This window comes from Brachyspira hampsonii 30446 (assembly GCF_000316195.1).
Lineage (GTDB): Bacteria > Spirochaetota > Brachyspiria > Brachyspirales > Brachyspiraceae > Brachyspira > Brachyspira hampsonii_C.
This window is the reverse complement of the sequence record NZ_JH994111.1, coordinates 558,687-580,563: the sequence shown is the minus strand read 5'-3', so window position 1 is coordinate 580,563 and position 21,877 is coordinate 558,687. Positions and strand designations below refer to the sequence as shown.

The window sequence follows — 21,877 nt, the reverse complement described above, 5'->3', positions numbered from 1 at the left end:
ATAAAAGGAGATTTAACTATGGCTACAACAACAGAGGAAAAAGTAAAAAAAACAGCATCTAAAAATAAAAAGGACAAAAAAGAGTCTAAAAAGAAAAAACTTGTTATAGTGGAGTCTCCGGCAAAAGCTAAAACAATTAATAGATATTTAGGCTCTGATTATCTTGTAATGTCATCAATGGGACATTTAATAGATTTGCCTAGAAGCAGACTAGCTATAGATGTTGATCATGGCTTTGAACCTGAATACATCACAATAAGAGGCAGAGCTAAGATATTAAATGAATTAAAGAAAGAAGCGAAAAAGGCTGAAGAGGTTTTACTAGCAGCCGACGATGATAGAGAGGGAGAAAGTATTGCTTGGCATATAGGAAATAAAATCAGAGGGGTTAATTCTGCTGTACCTATAAAAAGAATAGTTTTTCATGAAATAACTAAAGATGCATTAAAAGAGGCTATTGATCAGCCTAGAGATATAGATATTTCAAAGGTAAATGCCCAAAAGGCGAGAAGAGTATTAGACAGACTCATTGGTTATAATTTAAGTCCTTTGCTTTGGGAAAAGATTAAAAGAGGGCTTTCAGCAGGACGCGTACAGAATGTTGCTTTGCTTATAATCTGCAACAGAGAAGATGAGATTGAAACTTTTGTGCCTGTAGAATATTGGACATTCGGAGTATTTTTAAAGCATAAAAATAAAGAGTTTTTAGCAGATCTTCAGAAATATAAAGGAGAAAAACCAGATTTAAAAACAAAACAAGATGTTGAAGCTATAATGGAACATCTTAAAGATAAAACTTATACAGTTTCAAGCATAGAGGTAAAAGACAGACTAAGAAATCCGACAGCCCCATATACCACAAGTAAACTTCAGCAGGCAGCAAGCAGTGCTTTGGGTTACAGTGCTTCAAAAACTATGCAGGTAGCTCAGTCACTTTATGAAGGAGTAGACATTGCAGGAGAGGCAACAGGTTTAATCACTTATATGCGTACTGACAGTGTAAGAATATCTCCTGTAGCTCAGGAACAGGCTAAAGAGTTCATAGAAAAGGAGTATGGAAGTAATTATTTACCTGCAGAACCTCCTACATATTCCGTAAAAAAGAATGCTCAGGACGCTCACGAAGCTATAAGACCTACTAATGTCTTTTTAACTCCAGACAGCATTAAAGAATATTTAAAAACAGATCAATACAAACTGTACAAACTTATATGGGAGAGATTTGTATCTTCTCAAATGCTTCCAGCAAAAATGAAAAATACAAGGGCTATAATAACGGCAGGAGACTGTGAGTTTTCATTATCTTCATCAAAAATAGAGTTTGACGGATTTATGAAAGTTCTTACAATAGATAAAGAGGATAAAGAAAAGGCTTCCAAAATGCCTAATTTGTCAAAAGATGATGTTTGCGAATTTGTTGAAAATAATCCGCAGCAGCATTTCACAACACCTCCTCCTAGATATACAGATGCTTCACTAGTTAAAATATTAGAAGAATCAGGCATAGGAAGACCTTCTACTTATGCTCCTACAATAAAAACTATAATATCAAGGCATTATGTACAGAGAAAAGGAAAGCAGTTAGTGCCTACAGAATTAGGTAAATTAGTTAATGAACTTATAAGCGAAAACTTCCCAGAACTCGTTAATATTAACTTTACAGCTGATATGGAAGGTAAACTTGATAAAATAGAAGACGATAATATAGAATGGAATAATATATTAAAAGAATTCTATCCTCATTTTTTGGATACATTGAAAACAGCTACTGAAAATATTAACAATATGAAAGACTTTTTCAATGAAGAGACAGACTTTATATGCGAGAAATGCGGTAAGAAGATGATTAAGCGTTTGGGAAGATACGGATATTTTATAGCCTGTTCTGGATTTCCTGAATGCAAAAACACAAAAGGTATATCATTCGGCGTTTGTCCTAAATGCGGAGGCGATATAACTTTAAAACGTTCAAAAAGAGGAAGAGAATTCTACGGCTGTTCCAATTATCCTAAATGCGATTTTGTAAGCTGGGATAAACCTCTTCAAGAGCCTTGTCCTAAATGCGGAGGACTTATGGTTGAGAAGAATATTAAAAACAAAGGATTGTTTAAAGTTTGTATCAAGGAAGATTGCGGTTATTCAGAGGAAATCAAAGAAGACGAAGAATAACATTATTTTTCATTACTGTATTAGCTCTGTTTAATACTTGTTTACTTTATGCACAGAATAATGATAAAATAAAACTGAATAATTTAAACATAAAAATAGAGGATTTGAAAGAGGCTTTTAATCCTGCTGTAAGCAAATTTAATGAAAAAACTATATCTACTATTATAATAGATCCAGGTCATGGAGGAAAAGATCCCGGTGCTATCGGGGTAAATAAATTATATGAAAAAGATATAGTTCTTTCTTTTTCTTTAGAATTAAAAGAAGAGTTGGAAGATCTGCTTCCTAATGTAAAAATTGTGCTTACAAGAACAGGTGATACCTACCCTACTCTTGAAAAACGTTTTGAAATAGCAAATAATGCTGCCAAGATAAATACAGATAAAGCCAAAAATGCATTATTTGTGAGTGTGCATGCCAATGCTTCATTTAGTACAAGTGCCAGAGGTTTTGAGGCTTATTTTGTTAGTGCTCAGGAATCAAGCGAATATGCTAGGGCTGTATCGATGTTTGAAAATGATGCTTTGGTAAAATTTGATAATATAGACACCTCCAAATATGAAAATGATTCTTCTCAAATTACACATAATTACATGCTTGTAGAACAATATCAAAAAGAAAGTAAATTATTAGCTGAATCAATTACAGAAGAAGTTCTTAAAGTATCTGGAGTAGCAAGAAGAACGAGACCTGTACAGAATGCTTTATTTTATGTATTAAAAGGTGCTGTTATGCCTTCCACATTAATAGAATTAGGATTTATCACAAATCCTACTGATGCTAAATTTATGAACACTAAAGAGACAAGGCTAAAAATGGTAAAAGCAACAGCTAAAGGTATAAAGCAATACATAGAACTCTTTGAAAAAACTAAAGGTTTTACAAAATAATTTTTTGAATATATAATAGTATCATAAATCATTTAATAATAACTTGGAATAAATATGGAACTTCAATTAAGAAACATTGGAATGATAAAAGAAGCTGATGTCATATTGGACGGACTTACTCTAATAGCAGGTGAAAATGATACTGGAAAAAGTACAGTAGGAAAGGCTTTATATGCTGTAGTTGCTGGTTTGAATAACGCTGAAAAATATTATAAAGAATATGTTGAGGAAACAAAGATATATCCATTATTAAGGAATATAGCAAGAAAATTAGAGAATGAATTTTTAAAAAAATTTAAAGATAAAAATTCTTTAATAAGAATAATGGAAGTTGATTTTGTAGAATTTCAGCAATATATAGGTGAAATATTAGAATGTTTTAATTTTGATACAAATAACTTGTATAATAATTTTTTTGAAGAATATAAAAATAAGCTTCAGGAATTTGATTTATATAATTGTATAAAAAATGATATAAGAAAATATTTTCATATATTAAAAAATAAACCTAATATCAATGAAATAAAACATTATAGTGTTAAACAGCATATATCAAATGAATTAAAAAATAACATACAATCTTTTAATGCTGAAAAATCTAATATATCTATTTTAGAAGATAATAATAAAATTATAAATATAGATATTATAAATAATCAATTTAATGATGATGAATTGATAGGAAATGTATATGCATCTAATATAACATATATAGAAACTCCATTTATATTTAATATAATAGAAAATTATATTACACCTTATAAATTAAAAAAATATACAGTTGATAATCATATAATAGATTTAAGTAAAAAAATAATTGAAAATAGAAATAAATCTACGGATAACGAATATTCTCTTTTTGAAGAATTAAATAAAACAAAAAAATTATCAAATAGTATACAAAAAAATATAAATGGTGCTGTAGAATATGACAGCAGCAAAGATTTAATTTTATTTAAAAGAAATGATAACTATATAGAACTTTCAAATACTGCTGTTGGTATAAAATCTTTTGCTATAATAGATTTGCTGCTTAAATCTGGTATTTTTAATGATAAGCATATTTTAATACTTGATGAGCCTGAAGTGCATTTGCATCCTAAATGGCAAATTGAGTATGCTAAACTTATGGTTAAAATGGCTGAAGAATTAGATATACAAATTTTAATTAATTCTCATAGTCCGTACTTTATAGAAGCTATACAAAAATATTCTGAAAAGTCAGAAAAAATAGCGGATAAAACTAACTTTTATTTAAGTGAAAAACAAGATGATGGTTATGCTGTAATAAAAAATGTTAATGATGATATAGAAAGCATATACAAAACCTTAGCAGATGCTTACAGAAAATTAGATGAAGATACATTATGGAATGAATCAGAAAAATGACGTCAGAACAAATGAACTATATTACAAATCAATTAAAAAATATATTAAATACAGATTTTAATAATTGTAAAGATAAGATATCAGAAGTATGCAAAGATATTCATAAAAATATAAGCAAAATAAATTTAGATACAAAAGTTTTTGATTTTGATAAAATAACTTTTAATATAAAAAAGAATAACAGACCAAAATCAGCTGATATGATACATATACAGGATAATATAATATATTTAATAGAATTTAAAAATACATCTTTATTAATAAATTCGGAAAGCAGTAAAGATTTTAAGCAAAAATTAAAAAATGAAATTAAATTAAAGGGCATAGAAAGTTTAATAACAATACATAAAATAATTAATAAAATGATAGATGTAAATATTAAATTTAATTCTATTTTAGATTTAAATATATATTATTATTTAATAGCAAATGAATATACAGAAAACAATATTTCAGAAAATAAAGAAAATAGAAATAGAGTTAATATGAATGAAGATTGTGCTAGATTGACAACAGATTATAAAAGCCGTTATTTCAAAGATGTAAAAATATCATCTTTTGAAAGTTTTGAAAAAGATTTCATTTCAAAATATTTTTGATATTATTAATGAACTTCTCCCCAACTATTTCCTTTATGTATATCAACTGTTATAGGAACATTAGTTTTTACTGAATGCTCCATTATCTCTTTCATTATAGTCATAGCCCTGTCTGCTTCTTTTTCTGAAACCTCAACTACCAATTCATCATGAACTTGCATAACTATTTTTGCAGTTTTTAAATGATTTTTAAACTCTTTATGTATAGCAACCATAGCCACTTTTATCATATCAGCAGCACTTCCTTGAATAAGAGTATTTAAAGCCATTCTCTCAGCCTCATTTCTAGCCATAGAATTGGAAGAGTTTATAGTTTTGGATAAATCCCTAATTCTTCCGCACATAGTACGAACATAGCCTTTATTTCTTACTTCCTCAACAACCTCCTCACAGAAAGGTTTTACTCTTGAATATGTAGAAAAATATCCCTTTATAAAATCTTCTGCTTCTTTGCGTTTTATTCCAAGCTCTTTTGAAAGTCCAAATGCTGTTTTACCATAGATTATAGAAAAGTTTATTATCTTAGCAGTATTTCTCATTGAGGCAGTTACATGATCTTTACTCACAGAATATATTTTCATTGCTGTTTTTCTATGAATATCATCATTATTTTTGAATGCTTCTACTAATGCAGGATCATTACTAAAATGTGCTAATAGTCTTAATTCTATTTGAGAATAGTCAGCTGCTATAAGCAAATTTCCTTTCTCTGCTATAAATGTATTTCTTATCTCTCTGCCCTCTTCGCCTCTCACTGGAATATTCTGCAAATTAGGCTCTGATGATGATAATCTGCCTGTAGCTGTTACAGTTTGATTGAATGAAGCATGTATTCTTCCTGTTTTTTCATTTATTAAAGTAGGAAATACATCAAGATAAGTATTTTTTAATTTTGCATATTTTCTGTATGTAAGCATATACTCAGCTATTTTATATTTCTGTGATAATTCAGTTAATACTTCCTCATCTGTAGAAAATCCTGTTTTAGTTTTTTTGGTAGGAGGTATTCCCATTTTATCAAATAATATATATTCAAGCTGTTTAGGAGACTGAAGATTAAACTCTTCTCCAGCCTCTTCATATATTTTTTTCTTTGTTTTATCTAAAAGTGAAGAGTATTCATCTGATAAAGACTTCATTTTTTCGCTGCTTATATATACTCCGTCAAACTCCATATCAGCAAGAACACTTACAAGAGGCATTTCTATATTAAAAAATAATTCCTCAAGATTATAAGTTTTTAAAAGCGGAGCAAAGCATTCATAAAATCTAAATGTTATATCAGCATCTTCGCATGCATATTCAACAACATCTTTTAAAGGTACATCTAATAATGTTTTTTTGGCATTATCAGTTAAATCACTGTATTTGATAGTATTATATGAAAGATAGGCAATAGCTAAATCGTCCATATTATATCTTCCTCTTGTAGGATTAATCAAATATGCTGCTACCATGGTATCAAAATATAAATTGCCAAAACTTTTATTAATAGCTCTCATCATCTTGTATTCATATTTGAGATTATGACCTATAACTTTTATATCTTCTTTGGCTAAAGTTTCAAATACCATATTTAAACATTTGTCTTTGTCTATATTTGTTCTTCCGCTTACATCTAAATAAAATGCTTCATTAGACCTTATCGCAAAAGAGATTCCTATTATGGTATCTTTAAATACATCAAGACCTGTAGTTTCAAAATCCACGCATACTAATTTTTTACTATTAATATCATTTAATAAATTTTTTAATTCTGTTTCATTTTCTATTAAATAATAACTTGCTTTATTATCTTTGGCACTAAGTATTGGGCTTTCTTCTTTTTTATCATCTTTATTTTCTTCTACTTTAGATACTGCATCATTATTTTTTGATATTTTCACCTTTTCTTCTTTTTTGCCGCTTACTCCGTATATGTAAGAGTTAATTTTATCTCTTATTTGCTTTAATTCTAATTCATCTAATATTTTATTAACTTCTTCAATATTTATTTTATTGCTTGCTATCTCATTATAATCCAAATTGAAATCTTTTATATTTTTTTCTATGGTAGCAAGTTTATAACTCATATATGCCATATCTTTTGATTCAATTAATTTTTCCTGCAATTTTCCTTTAATAGAATCAATATTTTTATATATACCGTCCAAACTCTTATACTCTTCAAGAAGTTTTAAAGCAGTTTTTTCTCCTACTCCCTTAACTCCCGGTATATTATCAGAAGCATCTCCCATTAAAGAAAGCAAATCTATTATTTGATTGGGATAAACGCCCCTTTTCTCTTTAACAGTCTCTTCATCATACTCCATAAGTTCATTATCTTTATTGCTTGCAACAACTCTTACATCATCGCAAACAAGCTGAAGTATATCCTTATCAGGAGAATAAATAATAGTTTTTATATTCTCTTTTTTATTTCTTTCAGCAATAGTGCCTACAATATCATCAGCCTCATAATTATCAAGCACTATTCTTGATATTCCCAAAGCATCTATAAGATTATAAAGTATAGGTATCTGACTTCTTAAATCATCAGGCATACTCTCTCTATTCTCTTTGTACTCTTTATATATTTCATTTCTGAATGTTTTTCTTGAACTGTCTAAAGCTATAGCCGTATATTCGGCAGGATAGGTATTAATAAGAGAAAAATAAGTTCTCATAAAACCGTTAATAGATGAAACATTCTGCCCCTTAGAGTTTAAAAGAGGTCTTTTCAAAAAAATAAAGTGGTATCTGTAAAGTATACCGAAAGCGTCAATAATAAGAAAAGTTTTTTTCATAATATTTCCATATACTGTTATTTTAATAGATTAATAAATATTAAACTATAACATAATTATTATCGTAATTTGGCAGAAACATTTACAAAATATTCTCTGCTTGATATAGGATAACCCTTTATTGTTTCATATTTAACATCTAATACATTTTTTACTCCAAATTTTAATGATGTATATTTTTTAAATACAAATGAACTTATAATATCAAAAGTAGTATATGATTTATCAACTTCAGATTTCGTTGTATTATTATATTTATCTCCTATATATTGTACATTAAAAAGTATGCTTGATTCAAAATCACTATTTTGACTATATATATATTCTAATGAAGTATTAAATTGATGTCTTGGAAGTCCGGGTAAATCATTATTATTCACACTTACATTATATAAATTTTTACCAACCAAATATGAATAATTTCCCTTTATTCTTATAGTTGAACTAATATCCTTTATTGGTATATTAAATATTATACTAGTTTTACTTCCCTGAGTTGTGAGATATTGATTATTATTTGTAAGTAAGTCTTTTTTAGAACTTATAAAATACATGGCTTCCAAGGTAACTATATCATGAGGCTTTAATGATATTCCTATATTTCCTCCCTGATAAATATTCTGATTTTTTATATTATTAGTATAGCCTTTATTAAGCATGGCAATATCTGTCTGCATATTAACGAAATACTTTCCTGTTAAACTTATTTGTTTTACCGGATTTAATTTGAAATCTACATCTCCATTTATATATGATCTGAAATCAGCTGTTTTACTTTTTTTGCCGCTAAATCCTCTTTCCTCTCCTGAAGTATCTAAATTAAATTTTAATGAGCTGTTATTTTGATTCTTTAAATTATATTCAAGTACATTCATCTTACCTGAAGATTTGCTTTCATTAGTCTGAGTTTTTACATATTTAATAGTTTTATCTGATTCAATCTGAACATCTTTTAATAAATTCACATACAAAAGCTCTTCATATTCAGAATCTTTCTTACTTAAAATATTATATACAATGCTTCCTATTGATCCGTAATAATCTATATAAATTGAATCTATATCATCTTTATTATATAAAAATAAATATACTTTTTTTTCTTCATTATTAAGAACTTTTCCATTCAATATAAATGTAGACTGAGAGTATACTGTTTTATTTTTTATATCTATACCTGAATATTCTTTTATTAATTCCGCTGTATTTTTTGCTTCAGAAGATTTTATTTGATTTTTGCTTATATTGATTGATCTGTCTAAAATAAATCCTTTTTCCTTATGAGATGATTGCAGCTCATTTGTTTCCTCTTGTGTGATTTTATAATCAAATGTATTTTCATCTTCTGCATAAATATGAAAAGACATAAACATATATAGCAATATCAATAAAAATACAGGCATCTTTTTAATTTCCATCTTATCACAAAATATATAGAATTAAACCAATAAAATAGAAATTTGAAAAATTAATATTGATAAAACAAATTTACATACTCTAATTATTTAAGAATATTTTTTATAATTGTTAATAGTTTGTAAAATATACTATCATAATTATATGTAAAAGGCTCTTCATTTGGGAATAACAATACAAACCTAATAATGTATACTATTATAAAAATTATTAATATAGAAATTATAATATAATTATTATGATAGATATAATTTGCAATTTTGAATCTTTTTCTAAAAATTACTGCAAAGAAAATAATACTTGGAAATATGAATAGCGGATGATAATAAAAAGCCTTTTTAAAATCTAATTTGAAAATTTCTATATGTGCTCTTGTCATTCCGCATCCGGGACATGGAAATCCTGTAACGTTTCTAATCATGCATAATTCATCTATAGGAATAGAATATATATTAGAATATTTATTACTGTCAGAAACTATAAAAAATGCTGTAAAAAATATTAATATAAGTTTTAAAATTTTTATCATAATATTAAATTATTATGCTTATAAATTAAAACTATACATATTTTTCCATTTGATTATATATTATATCAGCAAGACCAAAAGTTTTTGTTTTTGAGAATTCTTTTGCATACTCATCATAAAGCATGTCCTCAAATATCTGTTCTGCCATACCGCCATCTATTAAACCGCTTTTATCTACAGTTTTTCTCATCTCTTTAAGCATTTGATTAATCATCAAAGCTTCAAAGTCTTCAGATACTTGTCTTAGACGCTTTTTTTCAAAATCTTTATTATATTTAGATACTGCCTCATTAACATTTTCTGCACTAGTATCATCTATGGAGAATTTAGCAGTACCATATTGTTTTTTAGCATTTTCTAATTTAGTCAAATTGGTACTGCCCATGCTTAAATTATATTTGTCACTTATATTCATAATATACATTTCCTATAATAAAATTATATCATTAATTATATCGGAAATGATTAAAAATATATTAGCAATAAAAAAGTCTGAACCATTAAAGATTCAGACCTTATAATTTATAATAATTACCAAGTTACTATATACTCAGTATAAATATAACCTTTACTTATAGACTTAGTCATTTTTACCTTAGAGCCATTAGGATATTTAAACCTGAATATATTCTTTATTATCTCATCAAAATAAGTTTCTATCATAGAATCATAATTAGGGAAATAATGAAGATGGTAAATAATGCGTTTCTTTTCTGCTTTAACTACTTCTATATGAATATTTTTAAACATTTTCTTAGCAAAATTAACAAACACATCAGCCAAAGAATTCTTTTTAGCAATCTTTATGAATAATTTTTTCATAAAACTAAACTTTTTAAAATCATATCTAGCTTTTTCTCTTATACCTTCTCTAGCCCCATCATAAAACTCATCCATTATTGAAGTCATAGGTATGAAACAAGATGTAGATAAAGGATATTTCTTTCTAAATTTAGTCTTTTGAGCCTCTTTGAATATCTCTTTGCATTCATCAGGCATTTGCTCTAAAAGATGGTTGAATTTATCTTTTCCGAAAGTAGTTACTACAAATTTATAAATACTTTTAACAAAAGCCTGTCTGCTGTATGCTCTGTCACCTTCATTAATAGTTTTGATTTTTTCTTTAATAACATCCTCAAAATCTTTTATAACATAATTGGACATTTCTTTTTCTAACATATCCATAGAATCGCTTGCAACATTAGAAAGCTGTTCTATTTCTTTTATAAGTCCGAATACATTTCCTATATGATTTCCCATATCCTGTGTTTTAGAAACTATGTCATCGCTATTTTCAGATACAAGTTTCATAGCCTCGTCATTTTTCTTAGAGAAATCAGAAAGGTTTACTAAATCATCTTTAGCTACAGATATTCTGCCATGCAAATTAGTATATTGTTCTTTAATATCTTTTACAGCATCATGCAAACTTTCTATTGATACGCTTATTTCTTTTGTAGAATCACATTTTTCATCTGCTACTTTTTTTACTTTAGTCATAGTATTAACAAAATTTTGAAGTTTAACTAACATATCTTCTGTAGTTATTATTCTTTCTGTCATACTTGACATAATTTGATTCATTTCTTTTTCTATATCTCTTAATATTTTCCAAGCCTTTTCAGACTGTAAATTTGTTGTAGTGGCTAATTTCCTAATCTCTTCAGCAACAACCGCGAAACCTTTACCTTGCTCTCCAGCATGTGCTGCCTCAATAGCCGCATTCATCGCTAACATATTTGTCTGCTGAGATATATCGATAGTTGAGTTTACAAAGTCTGTAATACCTCTTATAGAAGTTATTAATGATTTTGTAATATTCTCTGTTTTTACTATTTTTTCTTTGCTTTCCTGTGCTAAAGATACAACATGTTCTGATTCTTCCTTAGCCTTGCCAACAGAAACAGATACTTCCTGCATATCTTTCTGCATAGTCATAGTTAATGAATTGATTTGATTTATACTCACAGACTGATCATCTATTTTACTTTGAAGATTATTCGTCATATCATCAATAGAAATTAATTCAGCCAAACTTGAAGCTATAATTTTATATATTTCTAAATTACTAGTTTCTACATGTTTAAATTCATTTTGCTGAGATGATATATTATCGATTATCATACTTACAGACTCAGTCATAGAACCTGCAGCTTCAGATATATCTACCATCTTAACTTTTAAAGCATTACTTTGCTCTTTTGATACTTTAAGAGTTTTTGACACACTTGAAAATACATGCTGAATCATATCAAAAAATATTCTTATCCAAGTGCTTAAATCTCCAAGTGAATCCCTAGAATTAATCTTACTGACATTAACAAATATATTATTATCAAATACTCCGGATTCTAATTCCTGAGATATTCTATCCAAAGGCTTTAATGATATAGGAATAGTAATATTCAAAACTACTATTATAACTATAATGGCAACTATTAATATAAAGAATATTGTATTATTAGTTGTAACTAATACATTATAGAAAAAGCTCGTAGGAACATACATAAATATATTATAAAAACCATTATCAAACTGTTTAAATAATAAAGTGTAGCTATTATCTCCTACTTTATAATCTTCTATTATTCTAGTATTAGTATAAAATGTTGTATTATCTATTAAACTGTTGATCCATTCTATATCTTTTAAATCGCTTAATATATAGTTAGGATTATCATGATAAATTATTTTCCTATCTCTGGAATCAAATATAACAGTATTAAAAGGTCCTGTCTTTACTATATTTGTAAACATCTCATGAACTATTTCCAAAGAAACATCAGACAAAGAAACTCCTATAAGATTATTATTAATACTAGAGTATATAGGAGAAGAAAAAGAAATAACTTTTTGAGGCTTATCAATATTCTTCAAATATGGAGAAGAATAGTAGATAGTTCTAGGTCTTTTGGCTTCTCTATTCCAAGTTTCAGGAATAGCTAAATAATAAAATTCTTCCTTATTGTAATTATCTACAGCACTTTCTATTTTAGGCTGCATATTACCTGTATTTCCAATGTCATATAAGTACAAAGAATAAAGACCTCTCATATAAGGATTATTATCTATGATATCAGGTTCAAAATATATACCATTTGCTATAACATGATGCAAACCTAATTGCGATTTATGGAATCTATATATTACCGATCTTAAATTAGTAGCAACATCAGTAACAGTTCCTGTAGAGTATAAATCATAAGATACAGTTGCTATATCTGACAAAGAAACAGTACCTACCGTAGTTGAATTGAATATATTATCAAAAGTAGAAGATACATCATAAAAATAGTTCTGTGAAATATTCATTGCAGAATTATATAATGCTTCTCTATTTGTTTTAGTGTTTATAAAAATTGTTGGAGATAATGCTAAAATTACAACTATAATAACTAATAAAAGTACCTTATTTTTTAGACTCATAGAAAAAACCTTATATTAATAAAAAAATTATTACTTAAATTATCGGATATTTTTAAGTTATTATTAAGAATGATATATATTATTTTTTTATAAACTTTCTCGATAATCTGCCTTTAAACATATTAATAAAAGAAACAAAATCATCATTTCTTAATACAATATTTATTATAGAATAAAATACTACTCCTAATAATATTACCGCAAATACTTTTAATATGAAAAATATCCTAGAATCTGCATTCCCAGATAATAAATAATATTTCATTCCATAAACAGAAGCCGCCATAAACAAACTAGCAACCAATGTCTTTAAAACCTCAACTTTTTTATTTATTATCGATTTTACTGCCATTCTTTTTATAAGCAATATATATAGTATACAAAAAGATACAATATTTGCAACAACACTTGATATAGATATTCCTATAATATCGAATTTAAATATATAAACGCATAAATAATTACTAAAAGCATTAACAATAAATGTAAAAAATGCTACATATACAGGAGTTTTCATATCTTTCATAGCATAAAATGATTGTACAAGTATTCTATAGCTTGCCACAAAAAATAATGATATAGATAAATATCTTAAAGCACTGGATACTAAATATGTAGATTTTGAAGAAAAAGCTCCATACTCAAATATCATTCTCACAATTTCTCTGCCCAATACCACAAATCCGAAAGTGGCAGGAATAGTAACTAAGGCAACCAGCCTCAAAGAATATCCTAAATTCTCAATAGCTTCATCTTTTTTATTGTCGGCTATTAATTTGCTTAAAGTTGGAAGCATAACAGTTGCAACACTTACAGCAAAAACACCCAAAACAAATTCATGTATTCTAGTAGCAAAAGTAACAGCCGAAACTCTGCCTTCTCCTATAGCTCCAGCAAATGCCGTAGAAACAAGCAGATTTATCTGATATATACTAGCACCAAAAATACCGGGAGCAAATAATTTTATCATTTTTATAACATAAGGTTCTTTAAAATGAAAATAAGGCTTGAAACTAAAACCCTGTTTATGTACAAAAGGCATTTGATAGGCAAATTGAACAAAGCCTCCAAGTAATACTGCAAATGCAAACACATAAGACATATTATTAAAAAAATTAGGCAGAAAGAATTTAAAGAATAAAGCCATAGATATAATTACAGTATTTAAAAGTATAGGACTAGCCGCTGATATGGAATAATAGCCTCTTATATTAAGTACGCCCTGCATCAAAGCTGCTAAAGATATAAAAAAAAGATAAGGAAACATTATTCTTGATAAATCTGATGCCAGATTAAGTGCTTCTATATTATTATCTGCTGATTTATAAAGTATTCTAACAAGCAAAGGGGATATCATTATTCCAATACATACAACTGCTATAAGTATTAATCCCAATAATGTAAAAACCGCCCTAAAAAATTTCTTTGATTCTTCAATACCTTTTTCTTTTTCAAGTTCTGTAAATACAGGTATAAAGCTTGCAACCATATTACCTTCAGCAAATAATCGCCTCAATAGATTTGGTAGTATAAATCCTATGGCAAAAGCATCTGCTATGAATGTGGTGCCAAGCAAAGCTGCCTGTATCTGATCTCTCACAAGCCCAAATATTCTGCTTACTGTTGTTACTAATGACATTTTTAATGATGATTTAGCTATCTTTTCTTTGCTTACTGTTTTATTCTCTGACATATTGCCTCTATTATATTATTAAATTATAACTCAAATAATAATTTTATTTTTTTATATAAAAATCTTTTTAATTATAACAGTATATAAACCATATTATAAAAGTATATAATAATATTTTATTCTATTAGAGTTATAAATATGTTATGTTCTATTGCTTTTATTTTAGAATTAAAAAAATCTGATGTGTTCCTAGTTACTATATAATCTAAATCATATTCTTTAGCACATTCTATTTGTAATCCATCTTCTATATCTTTGCAATCTTTATCTATCAGAACTAAATTAATTTTTTTATCGTCTATAGGTATAATAGTAAATATTTTATATAATTCTAAAATAATTTCTTTTCTTTCACTATATGAATAATATTTCCTAAGTATATAAAATAAATTAGTTATTGTATGTGCTGCTATATAACACTCTATAATATTATTAACACATAAGTCTATTATTTTTTTAGAATTTTCAAAAAATGGATCTCTATTCATTAAATAGTCTAAAATTATATTAGTATCAATTAAAATTCTTTTCATCTCTATATTCTTCTAATTCTTTTTTATAATCAAAATTTTCAGGTAATCTGCATTGATATTTATTTAAATTTTCTAAAGCCTGTTTTTTATCATTTATTATTTTTTCATTTGAATCATTATTTATAAAATTTATTACTGATAAAAGTTTATCTTCTGGTAATTCTTTGATTAAATTTAATGTTTTTTATCTTAACTCTGTCACCTAAATATCCTCCTAAATTATTATATATTAAATCATAATAATTATATATCAAAATTTATTTTTATTAAATTATTTTTTAAGATTTATATTATTTTTATAATATAACTTTCCTATACCAAACATACAGAATAAAAAACTAAAGACAAATAAAAAAGTAATAAAAAAGAATTAACATATTTTAATTAACATAATATTATTTTAATTAATAAGCACTTGGGCTTGCATGCTTTTTCTGTATAAGTATCAAATATAAATAGAATTAAAAAGTCAAATAAAGTAAAAAGTATAAAGGTAGGATTATATAATTTAAATTTTGAAACTTCATTACACTCCCCACCCTCTAGGTTATTTAGCTTTATATTATATTCCAAATAGTATTATTTATATAAGTTTTATTCTCTTATTACAACACCCACCCTAGTTTTATTTAAATTTTTAACTATAACAACGCACGCAGAACAAAATTATAAATATAAACAAAATCATAAATTCAGCTTCAATTATATATAAAATTTAGTTAACCGTGCGTTAAATAAATCTTCAAATTTAATAAACGTTTGGGCGGGCATGCTTTTTCTAATTAAACAATAAAATAATTAAAAATTCTATATTCTAAAAAAAATAAAAAACTTTAAAGGGCGGGGTATGTAAATAGTTTTTTCATTATTTATCTATACTTTATATTTTACTAATAATTCAATAGTCATTTGTTTTTTATATAACTCAGCATAATATAAAGCATCATGTCCATCATTATCTTTTATATTGATATCCGCTTTATATTTAATAAGCAGTTTTACGGCATTATAATTTCCTGCTTTTGAATATTTAATTAATGAAGTTTGTCCGTGAGAATCTCTATTATTAATATCTGCTCCATTATCAAGTAAAAATTCTGCAACATCATATTTAGCTTGATTTAATGCAAAATGTAATGAATTATTTTTTTTATGATTAACAGCATTTATATCAGCACCATTATCCAGTAATAGTTTTACTAAATTTAAATCTCCGTTAATGCATGCATACATTAAAGGTCTATAATGAAAACAGTTCATATTAATACCATTATCTGCCAAACATTTTATTCTATTAAAATTATTATTAATAATAGACATGAATAATAATTCTTTTAAATCCTTAATTTTTATATTAAATCCTATTTTTGTCAAATATTCAACTGTTTCTAAATCACAATTTTTATCTGCAAATAATAAAGTTCCTTTCAAAAGTTTTTTATCTATATTAAATCCTATTTCCAATAAATATTTTATTAATTTTAAATTATCATTCTCACAAGCTATTCTAAAAAGATTTACTTGATCATAAATATTTGTATAAGCATTATTATTTATTAAATATTTTACAAGTTCAAAATTATTATTTCTGAATGCTGTATATAATGGTGTTTCTTTTTTATTATTTCTAGTATTTATATCGATTCCTAAATCTATTAATAATTTACTTAATTCAAAATTATTATTTATTCTATCTTTAAATAATAAATTTTCATTATATTTATCTTTTATATTAATATCAGCACCATTTTTTATTAAATACTCTGCTAAATTTAAATGCTCATTTAGGCATGCAATAATTAAAGGAGTTTTTTCATAACGGTTCTTTATATTAATATCAATCCCTTTAGTTAATATATATTTAACTAATTCAAAATAATTATTTTCACAGCATATAAATAGTGCTGACTTATAATTTTCTTCATTTGCATAATTTAGTAAATACTCAATTATTTTAATATCTAAATCTAATATGGTACAATGGTCAAAATATTCAAAAATATTATGATTATTAATTTTGCCATTTATATTGGCACCATTTCTAACTAAATATTTAACCCACTCTAAGTTATTTTTTCCACAAGCCTCAATTAATAATATTTCTTTTATATGAAATTTTTTTTCCAAATATTCTATAAAATCGGCATCTTGTTTTTTATAAACCTCTTTAAATATTTTTATTATTAAATATGAACGATTTTTTAAACGATCTATAAAATATTTAAAAAGTTCAAATTTATTATCTTCATTATCAGAATGTATTAACTTTCTAATTATCTCTACACAGTTATCAGAACTTATATAAAATTTTTTACTTACGGCATATTTAAATAAATCCATATAATTATTGTCTATAAGAATTGAAGATATCTTAAATAAAAAATCATCGCTTATCTTTATAAATTTCTTGTCAGATAAATAATCTATGAAGAATTTAAAAAGCTTAAATTTATTATCTTCATTATCGCAATGTATTAAATTTCTAACTATTTCCACGCCATTATCAGAGCAATAATTTTTAATATGACTTTTAAAAAACAATTGAAAATCTTTTAAATTTCCGCTTCTGTAAATTTTTTCTAATTTTTCCATATAAAGCTTCTCCTTAAATTAATCATTTAAAATTATAAAATGATTATGCGACAGTTTTTGTCAGTATTTTTTTAATTTTAAAACTAGATTATATATTAATTTTATTCTCAATCCCCGCCCTTTATATTTAATGATTAATTTTGAATTTATAATTTTATTTATCTTTATTACTTTAATATGAATTATAACGCCCGCCCTAGTATTATTTAAATTTTATGTATAATTAACGCACGATTAATTTTTTATATAAAATAAATATAAATATGTATGATAACAATTATTATTATAAAAAATTAACTTACCGTGCGTATTTATCAAAATATTATGATAACTATTAATTGAAATTTTATTATTTTAATATAATATTATTCAATTAATCATTAATCGCATTTCATAATAAAGAGGAAATATATGCAAAGCAATATAGATAAGGTTTTAATACTAGATTTCGGATCACAGTTTACTCAGCTTATTACAAGAAGAATAAGGGAATTAAATGTTTACTCAGAAATACACCCTTTTCATGTTTCAATAGATTTTATAAAAGAATTTAATCCAAAAGCTATAATACTTTCTGGAGGTCCTTCAAGTGTGTATGAAGAAGATGCTCCTAAAGTTGATAAAGCCTTATTTGAATTGGGAGTACCTATACTTGGAATATGCTATGGTATGCAGATAATAGTTTATTCTATGGGCGGAAAAGTTGAAAGTGCAGAGAAACGCGAATACGGAAAAGCTGAAATTGAAATAACTAATCATGAAAGCATATTCAAATCATTTGATAAAAAAAATATTGTATGGATGAGTCATGGAGACAGTATTAAATCTATACCAGAAGGTTTTGAACTTATAGCAAAAACACCCAATACAGAACTTGCCGCTATAGAAAATAAACAAAAAAATATTTATGCTATACAGTTTCACCCAGAGGTTGTTCATACAGAAAATGGAATAAAAATTATAGAAAACTTTTTATTTAATATTTGTAAATGCGAAAAAAATTGGAATATGGGCTCTTTTATAGAGTACGAGATAAAACGAATAAAAGAAAAAGTAGGCGATAAAAATGTAATACTAGGTCTTTCTGGAGGAGTTGATTCTTCTGTTGCTGCTGTATTGATAGAAAAAGCTATAGGAAAGCAGCTAAAATGCATATTCGTTAATAACGGTCTTTTAAGAAAAGATGAGGATAAAAAAGTAGTAGAAGTATTCAGAGATAATTTTAATATTGATTTGATATATGTTGATGCTTCAAAGAGATTTTTGGATAAATTAGCAGGAATTACAGACCCAGAACAGAAAAGAAAAATAATAGGTCATGAATTTGTAAGTGTATTTAATGATGAAGCTAAAAAAATAGAGAATGTAGGCTTTTTAGCACAGGGTACGCTTTATCCAGATGTTATAGAGAGTGTATCATTAAGGGGAAGCTCTGCAGTTATAAAAAGCCATCATAATGTAGGAGGACTTCCAAAAGACATGAAATTTGAACTTTTAGAGCCTTTCAGAGAATTATTCAAAGATGAAGTTAGAGAGATAGGCTTAGAATTAAAATTACCGGAAGATATCGTATACAGACAGCCTTTCCCTGGACCTGGATTGGCAGTTAGAATACTTGGAGATATTACAGAAGAGAGGGTAAAAATACTTCAGGAGGCTGATGATATAGTTGTTGCTGAAATAAAAAAAGCAGGGCTTTACAGAAAATTATGGCAGTCATTTGCTGTGCTTCTTCCTGTAAAAAGTGTCGGTGTTATGGGAGATGGCAGAACTTATGAGCAAGTTTGTGCAGTTAGAGCTGTTGAGAGTATTGATGCTATGACTGCTGATTGGGCTAAAATTGACTACAATGTATTAGGTATAATATCAAACAGAATAATAAATGAAGTAAAAGGTATTAACCGCGTTGTTTATGATATATCTTCAAAACCGCCTGCTACTATAGAATGGGAATAATTTTATAATTGCGGTAAATACATGAATACGAAAGTTAAATCAGTTAAGAATAAAACTATTGATTTTGATATAAATACTGAAGAGGGAAAATTCTACTTTAATAAATGTATTATAGATAATGAAAATATAAAAGAATATAATAAAAAAGATATTATAAACAAAACTATAAATGGAAATACTTTTGATGTATTAAAAAAAATAGAAAATAATATAGCCGATTTAATGATAGTTGATCCGCCTTATAATATATCTAAAAATTATCATGGCTTTAAATTTAAAGATATAGATAATTTAAGCTATGAAAAATATACTCATCTATGGGTAGAAAGTATTATTCCTATGTTAAAAGAAAATGCCACAATATATGTATGCTGTGATTGGAAATCTAGTCTTGTAATAGGAAATGTTTTAGATAAATATTTTAATATACAAAACAGAATCACTTGGCAGAGGGAGAAAGGCAGAGGGGCAAAAAATAATTGGAAGAATGGAATGGAAGATATTTGGTTTGCCACCATATCCAATAAATACACTTTTAATGTAGATGATGTCAAGATAAGAAGAAAAGTAATAGCTCCGTACAGAATAGAAGGAAAACCTAAAGACTGGATAGAAACAAAGGATGGAAACTTTAGAGATACATATCCTTCTAATTTTTGGGACGATATATCAATACCATATTGGTCTATGCCTGAGAATACTGCTCACCCTACACAAAAGCCTGAAAAGTTAATTGCAAAATTGATATTAGCTAGTTCAAATGAAAATGATTTTATATTTGATCCTTTTTTGGGAAGCGGTACTACTTCGGTGGTAGCTAAAAAGTTAGGAAGAAATTATTCTGGGATAGAGCAGCATAAAACCTATTGTGCTTGGGCAGAAAAAAGAATAGAGCTTGCCGAACAAAATAAAGAAATACAAGGATACACGGACAATATATTTTGGGAGCGAAATACAATATCGATTCAGAAAAATATAAAAACTATTAATCAATAATTATTATTTTTTATTTTTATAATTTTATTTGTTTTTTTATCAGTTATAGAAGCCGAAACAATTAATTTTGTTTCTTCAAAAGTATTTTTACTTAATTTCTGAATACCTTTCTCAAAAGCTAAGCATAATGATATTTGACTGCTTTTTTTTGAACCTATAATATATATAATTGTAATTTATCATTAAAATAATCTTCTTCATCTCTTTGCAATCTCCAATAAGCTGCATCATAAAGAATAGATAAATCAGAATATATTGGTTTATATTTTTCTATAAAATCATAGACTTTTTGATTAACTTCGATATTATAATGCTGCACTTAAAGCCTCTATATCATCAGCATTTATTTCTTCAGTTTCTGAAGCATGTATAGTATATATTGGTATTTCTTCACCTAAATCTGCCAATTCCCATATTCTATCATGGGATATTTCACTTATTTCTTTAGCTGTATAATTATTTGATATAATTTTTAAATAATGTTCTAATATAGAAACCTCTTCCGCTGTTAAAATATCTAAATCCATATCATCAGTTAAACTAAAATACAATGTTGTATCATATAATCTATTTTGAGACGGATTTCTTATAGAAATTTTTTTCTTTTTTTCTAAATTTGATAGTATTGTCAAAATTTTTTTAGGAACAGGTCCGAATTGCCTTTTTATATATTTATCATTAGTAATGGTTTTATTTTTTCTGACAAACATATCGCAATCAGAATAAAAAAGTATTTTGTTTAATTTAATACTTCCAAGCTTTCTAATATCATCACAGCTATTTATTATATAATGCACTATAGTTTCATATTTTTTATTATCATTATATTTATTATTCATAACATTCCGCCTTTATAATTTATATTCTATAACTATAGAAAATATATAAGCTAATATAAAATTATAG

16 protein-coding genes are annotated in these 21,877 nt (G+C 26.3%); 6 read left to right on the top strand and 10 right to left on the bottom strand.

All coding sequences use genetic code 11. The annotated features are described in order from the left end of the window. Positions 1-18: 18 nt before the first annotated feature. Genes topA through A966_RS07415 form a run of 4 tightly spaced genes read left to right on the top strand, consistent with a single transcriptional unit; the run spans position 19 to position 5,047 of the window. Positions 19-2,169 (top strand): type I DNA topoisomerase, encoded by a 2,151-nt coding sequence (topA, locus tag A966_RS07430; protein WP_008724189.1) that lies wholly within the window; start codon positions 19-21, stop codon positions 2,167-2,169. Next, a complete protein-coding gene (locus A966_RS07425) occupies positions 2,115-3,059 on the top strand; it encodes an N-acetylmuramoyl-L-alanine amidase family protein (protein WP_008724187.1) in 945 nt (314 codons plus the stop codon). Before topA ends, A966_RS07425 begins: the two co-directional genes overlap by 55 nt. A 54-nt stretch (positions 3,060-3,113) precedes the next feature. After that, a complete protein-coding gene (locus tag A966_RS07420; RefSeq protein WP_008724185.1) occupies positions 3,114-4,448 on the top strand; it encodes an AAA family ATPase in 1,335 nt (444 codons plus the stop codon). After that, positions 4,445-5,047: a hypothetical protein gene (locus A966_RS07415; protein ID WP_008724183.1), complete on the top strand. Its 603-nt coding sequence runs from the start codon at positions 4,445-4,447 to the stop codon at positions 5,045-5,047. The genes A966_RS07420 and A966_RS07415 overlap by 4 nt, the downstream gene beginning before the upstream one ends. Positions 5,048-5,052: 5 nt before the next feature. Here A966_RS07415 and polA read toward each other — a convergent pair whose 3' ends face one another. The 8 genes from polA to A966_RS07375 form a co-directional block, all read right to left on the bottom strand. Then, a complete protein-coding gene (polA, locus tag A966_RS07410) occupies positions 5,053-7,833 on the bottom strand; it encodes a DNA polymerase I (RefSeq protein ID WP_008724180.1) in 2,781 nt (926 codons plus the stop codon). A 59-nt stretch (positions 7,834-7,892) separates the two neighbouring features. Continuing rightward, entirely contained in the window at positions 7,893-9,233 is a 1,341-nt protein-coding gene (locus A966_RS07405; protein WP_008724178.1) for a TonB-dependent receptor domain-containing protein, read from the bottom strand. Positions 9,234-9,331: 98 nt separating this feature from the next. Then, complete coding sequence (locus tag A966_RS07400; RefSeq protein WP_008724176.1) at positions 9,332-9,775, bottom strand: DUF2752 domain-containing protein; 444 nt, start codon at positions 9,773-9,775, stop codon at positions 9,332-9,334. A 31-nt stretch (positions 9,776-9,806) separates the two neighbouring features. Further along, positions 9,807-10,190, bottom strand: a complete 384-nt coding sequence (locus A966_RS07395) for a rod-binding protein (protein ID WP_008724174.1) — start codon at positions 10,188-10,190, stop codon at positions 9,807-9,809. Positions 10,191-10,306: 116 nt separating this feature from the next. Then, positions 10,307-13,201, bottom strand: coding sequence for a methyl-accepting chemotaxis protein (locus A966_RS07390; RefSeq protein WP_008724172.1), 2,895 nt, complete (start codon positions 13,199-13,201; stop codon positions 10,307-10,309). A gap of 79 nt (positions 13,202-13,280) precedes the next feature. Then, on the bottom strand, positions 13,281-14,894 hold the full coding sequence (murJ, locus tag A966_RS07385) for a murein biosynthesis integral membrane protein MurJ (RefSeq protein WP_008724170.1): 1,614 nt from the start codon (positions 14,892-14,894) through the stop codon (positions 13,281-13,283). 116 nt (positions 14,895-15,010) lie between these two features. Continuing rightward, positions 15,011-15,427: a PIN domain-containing protein gene (locus A966_RS07380; RefSeq protein WP_008724168.1), complete on the bottom strand. Its 417-nt coding sequence runs from the start codon at positions 15,425-15,427 to the stop codon at positions 15,011-15,013. Positions 15,428-16,300: 873 nt separating this feature from the next. Beyond that, positions 16,301-18,019, bottom strand: a complete 1,719-nt coding sequence (locus A966_RS07375; protein ID WP_008724166.1) for an ankyrin repeat domain-containing protein — start codon at positions 18,017-18,019, stop codon at positions 16,301-16,303. A gap of 411 nt (positions 18,020-18,430) precedes the next feature. On the opposite strand from A966_RS07375, the gene guaA reads away from it, so the two are divergent. Then, positions 18,431-19,975: a glutamine-hydrolyzing GMP synthase gene (gene guaA / locus A966_RS07370; RefSeq protein WP_008724164.1), complete on the top strand. Its 1,545-nt coding sequence runs from the start codon at positions 18,431-18,433 to the stop codon at positions 19,973-19,975. A 21-nt stretch (positions 19,976-19,996) separates the two neighbouring features. Continuing rightward, a complete protein-coding gene (locus A966_RS07365) occupies positions 19,997-20,971 on the top strand; it encodes a DNA-methyltransferase (protein ID WP_008724161.1) in 975 nt (324 codons plus the stop codon). A 154-nt stretch (positions 20,972-21,125) separates the two neighbouring features. Here the strand turns inward: A966_RS07365 and A966_RS13790 are convergent, their stop codons facing one another. Both A966_RS13790 and A966_RS07355 read right to left on the bottom strand, forming a co-directional pair. Further along, entirely contained in the window at positions 21,126-21,290 is a 165-nt protein-coding gene (locus tag A966_RS13790; RefSeq protein ID WP_008724159.1) for a hypothetical protein, read from the bottom strand. Continuing rightward, complete coding sequence (locus tag A966_RS07355; protein ID WP_008724157.1) at positions 21,277-21,810, bottom strand: Panacea domain-containing protein; 534 nt, start codon at positions 21,808-21,810, stop codon at positions 21,277-21,279. The genes A966_RS13790 and A966_RS07355 overlap by 14 nt, the downstream gene beginning before the upstream one ends. Between the last annotated feature and the right edge of the window lie 67 nt (positions 21,811-21,877).

Excerpts from the sequence above, each read along its gene's own strand:
- topA (WP_008724189.1), top strand. The coding sequence starts at position 19 with ATGGCTACAACAACAGAGGAAAAAGTAAAAAAAACAGCATCTAAAAAT.
- A966_RS07420 (WP_008724185.1), top strand. The coding sequence starts at position 3,114 with ATGGAACTTCAATTAAGAAACATTGGAATGATAAAAGAAGCTGATGTC.
- A966_RS07415 (WP_008724183.1), top strand. The coding sequence starts at position 4,445 with ATGACGTCAGAACAAATGAACTATATTACAAATCAATTAAAAAATATA.
- polA (WP_008724180.1), bottom strand. The coding sequence starts at position 7,833 with ATGAAAAAAACTTTTCTTATTATTGACGCTTTCGGTATACTTTACAGA.
- A966_RS07405 (WP_008724178.1), bottom strand. The coding sequence starts at position 9,233 with ATGCCTGTATTTTTATTGATATTGCTATATATGTTTATGTCTTTTCAT.
- A966_RS07400 (WP_008724176.1), bottom strand. The coding sequence starts at position 9,775 with ATGATAAAAATTTTAAAACTTATATTAATATTTTTTACAGCATTTTTT.
- A966_RS07395 (WP_008724174.1), bottom strand. The coding sequence starts at position 10,190 with ATGAATATAAGTGACAAATATAATTTAAGCATGGGCAGTACCAATTTG.
- A966_RS07390 (WP_008724172.1), bottom strand. The coding sequence starts at position 13,201 with ATGAGTCTAAAAAATAAGGTACTTTTATTAGTTATTATAGTTGTAATT.
- murJ (WP_008724170.1), bottom strand. The coding sequence starts at position 14,894 with ATGTCAGAGAATAAAACAGTAAGCAAAGAAAAGATAGCTAAATCATCA.
- A966_RS07380 (WP_008724168.1), bottom strand. The coding sequence starts at position 15,427 with ATGAAAAGAATTTTAATTGATACTAATATAATTTTAGACTATTTAATG.
- A966_RS07375 (WP_008724166.1), bottom strand. The coding sequence starts at position 18,019 with ATGGAAAAATTAGAAAAAATTTACAGAAGCGGAAATTTAAAAGATTTT.
- guaA (WP_008724164.1), top strand. The coding sequence starts at position 18,431 with ATGCAAAGCAATATAGATAAGGTTTTAATACTAGATTTCGGATCACAG.
- A966_RS07365 (WP_008724161.1), top strand. The coding sequence starts at position 19,997 with ATGAATACGAAAGTTAAATCAGTTAAGAATAAAACTATTGATTTTGAT.
- A966_RS07355 (WP_008724157.1), bottom strand. The coding sequence starts at position 21,810 with ATGAATAATAAATATAATGATAATAAAAAATATGAAACTATAGTGCAT.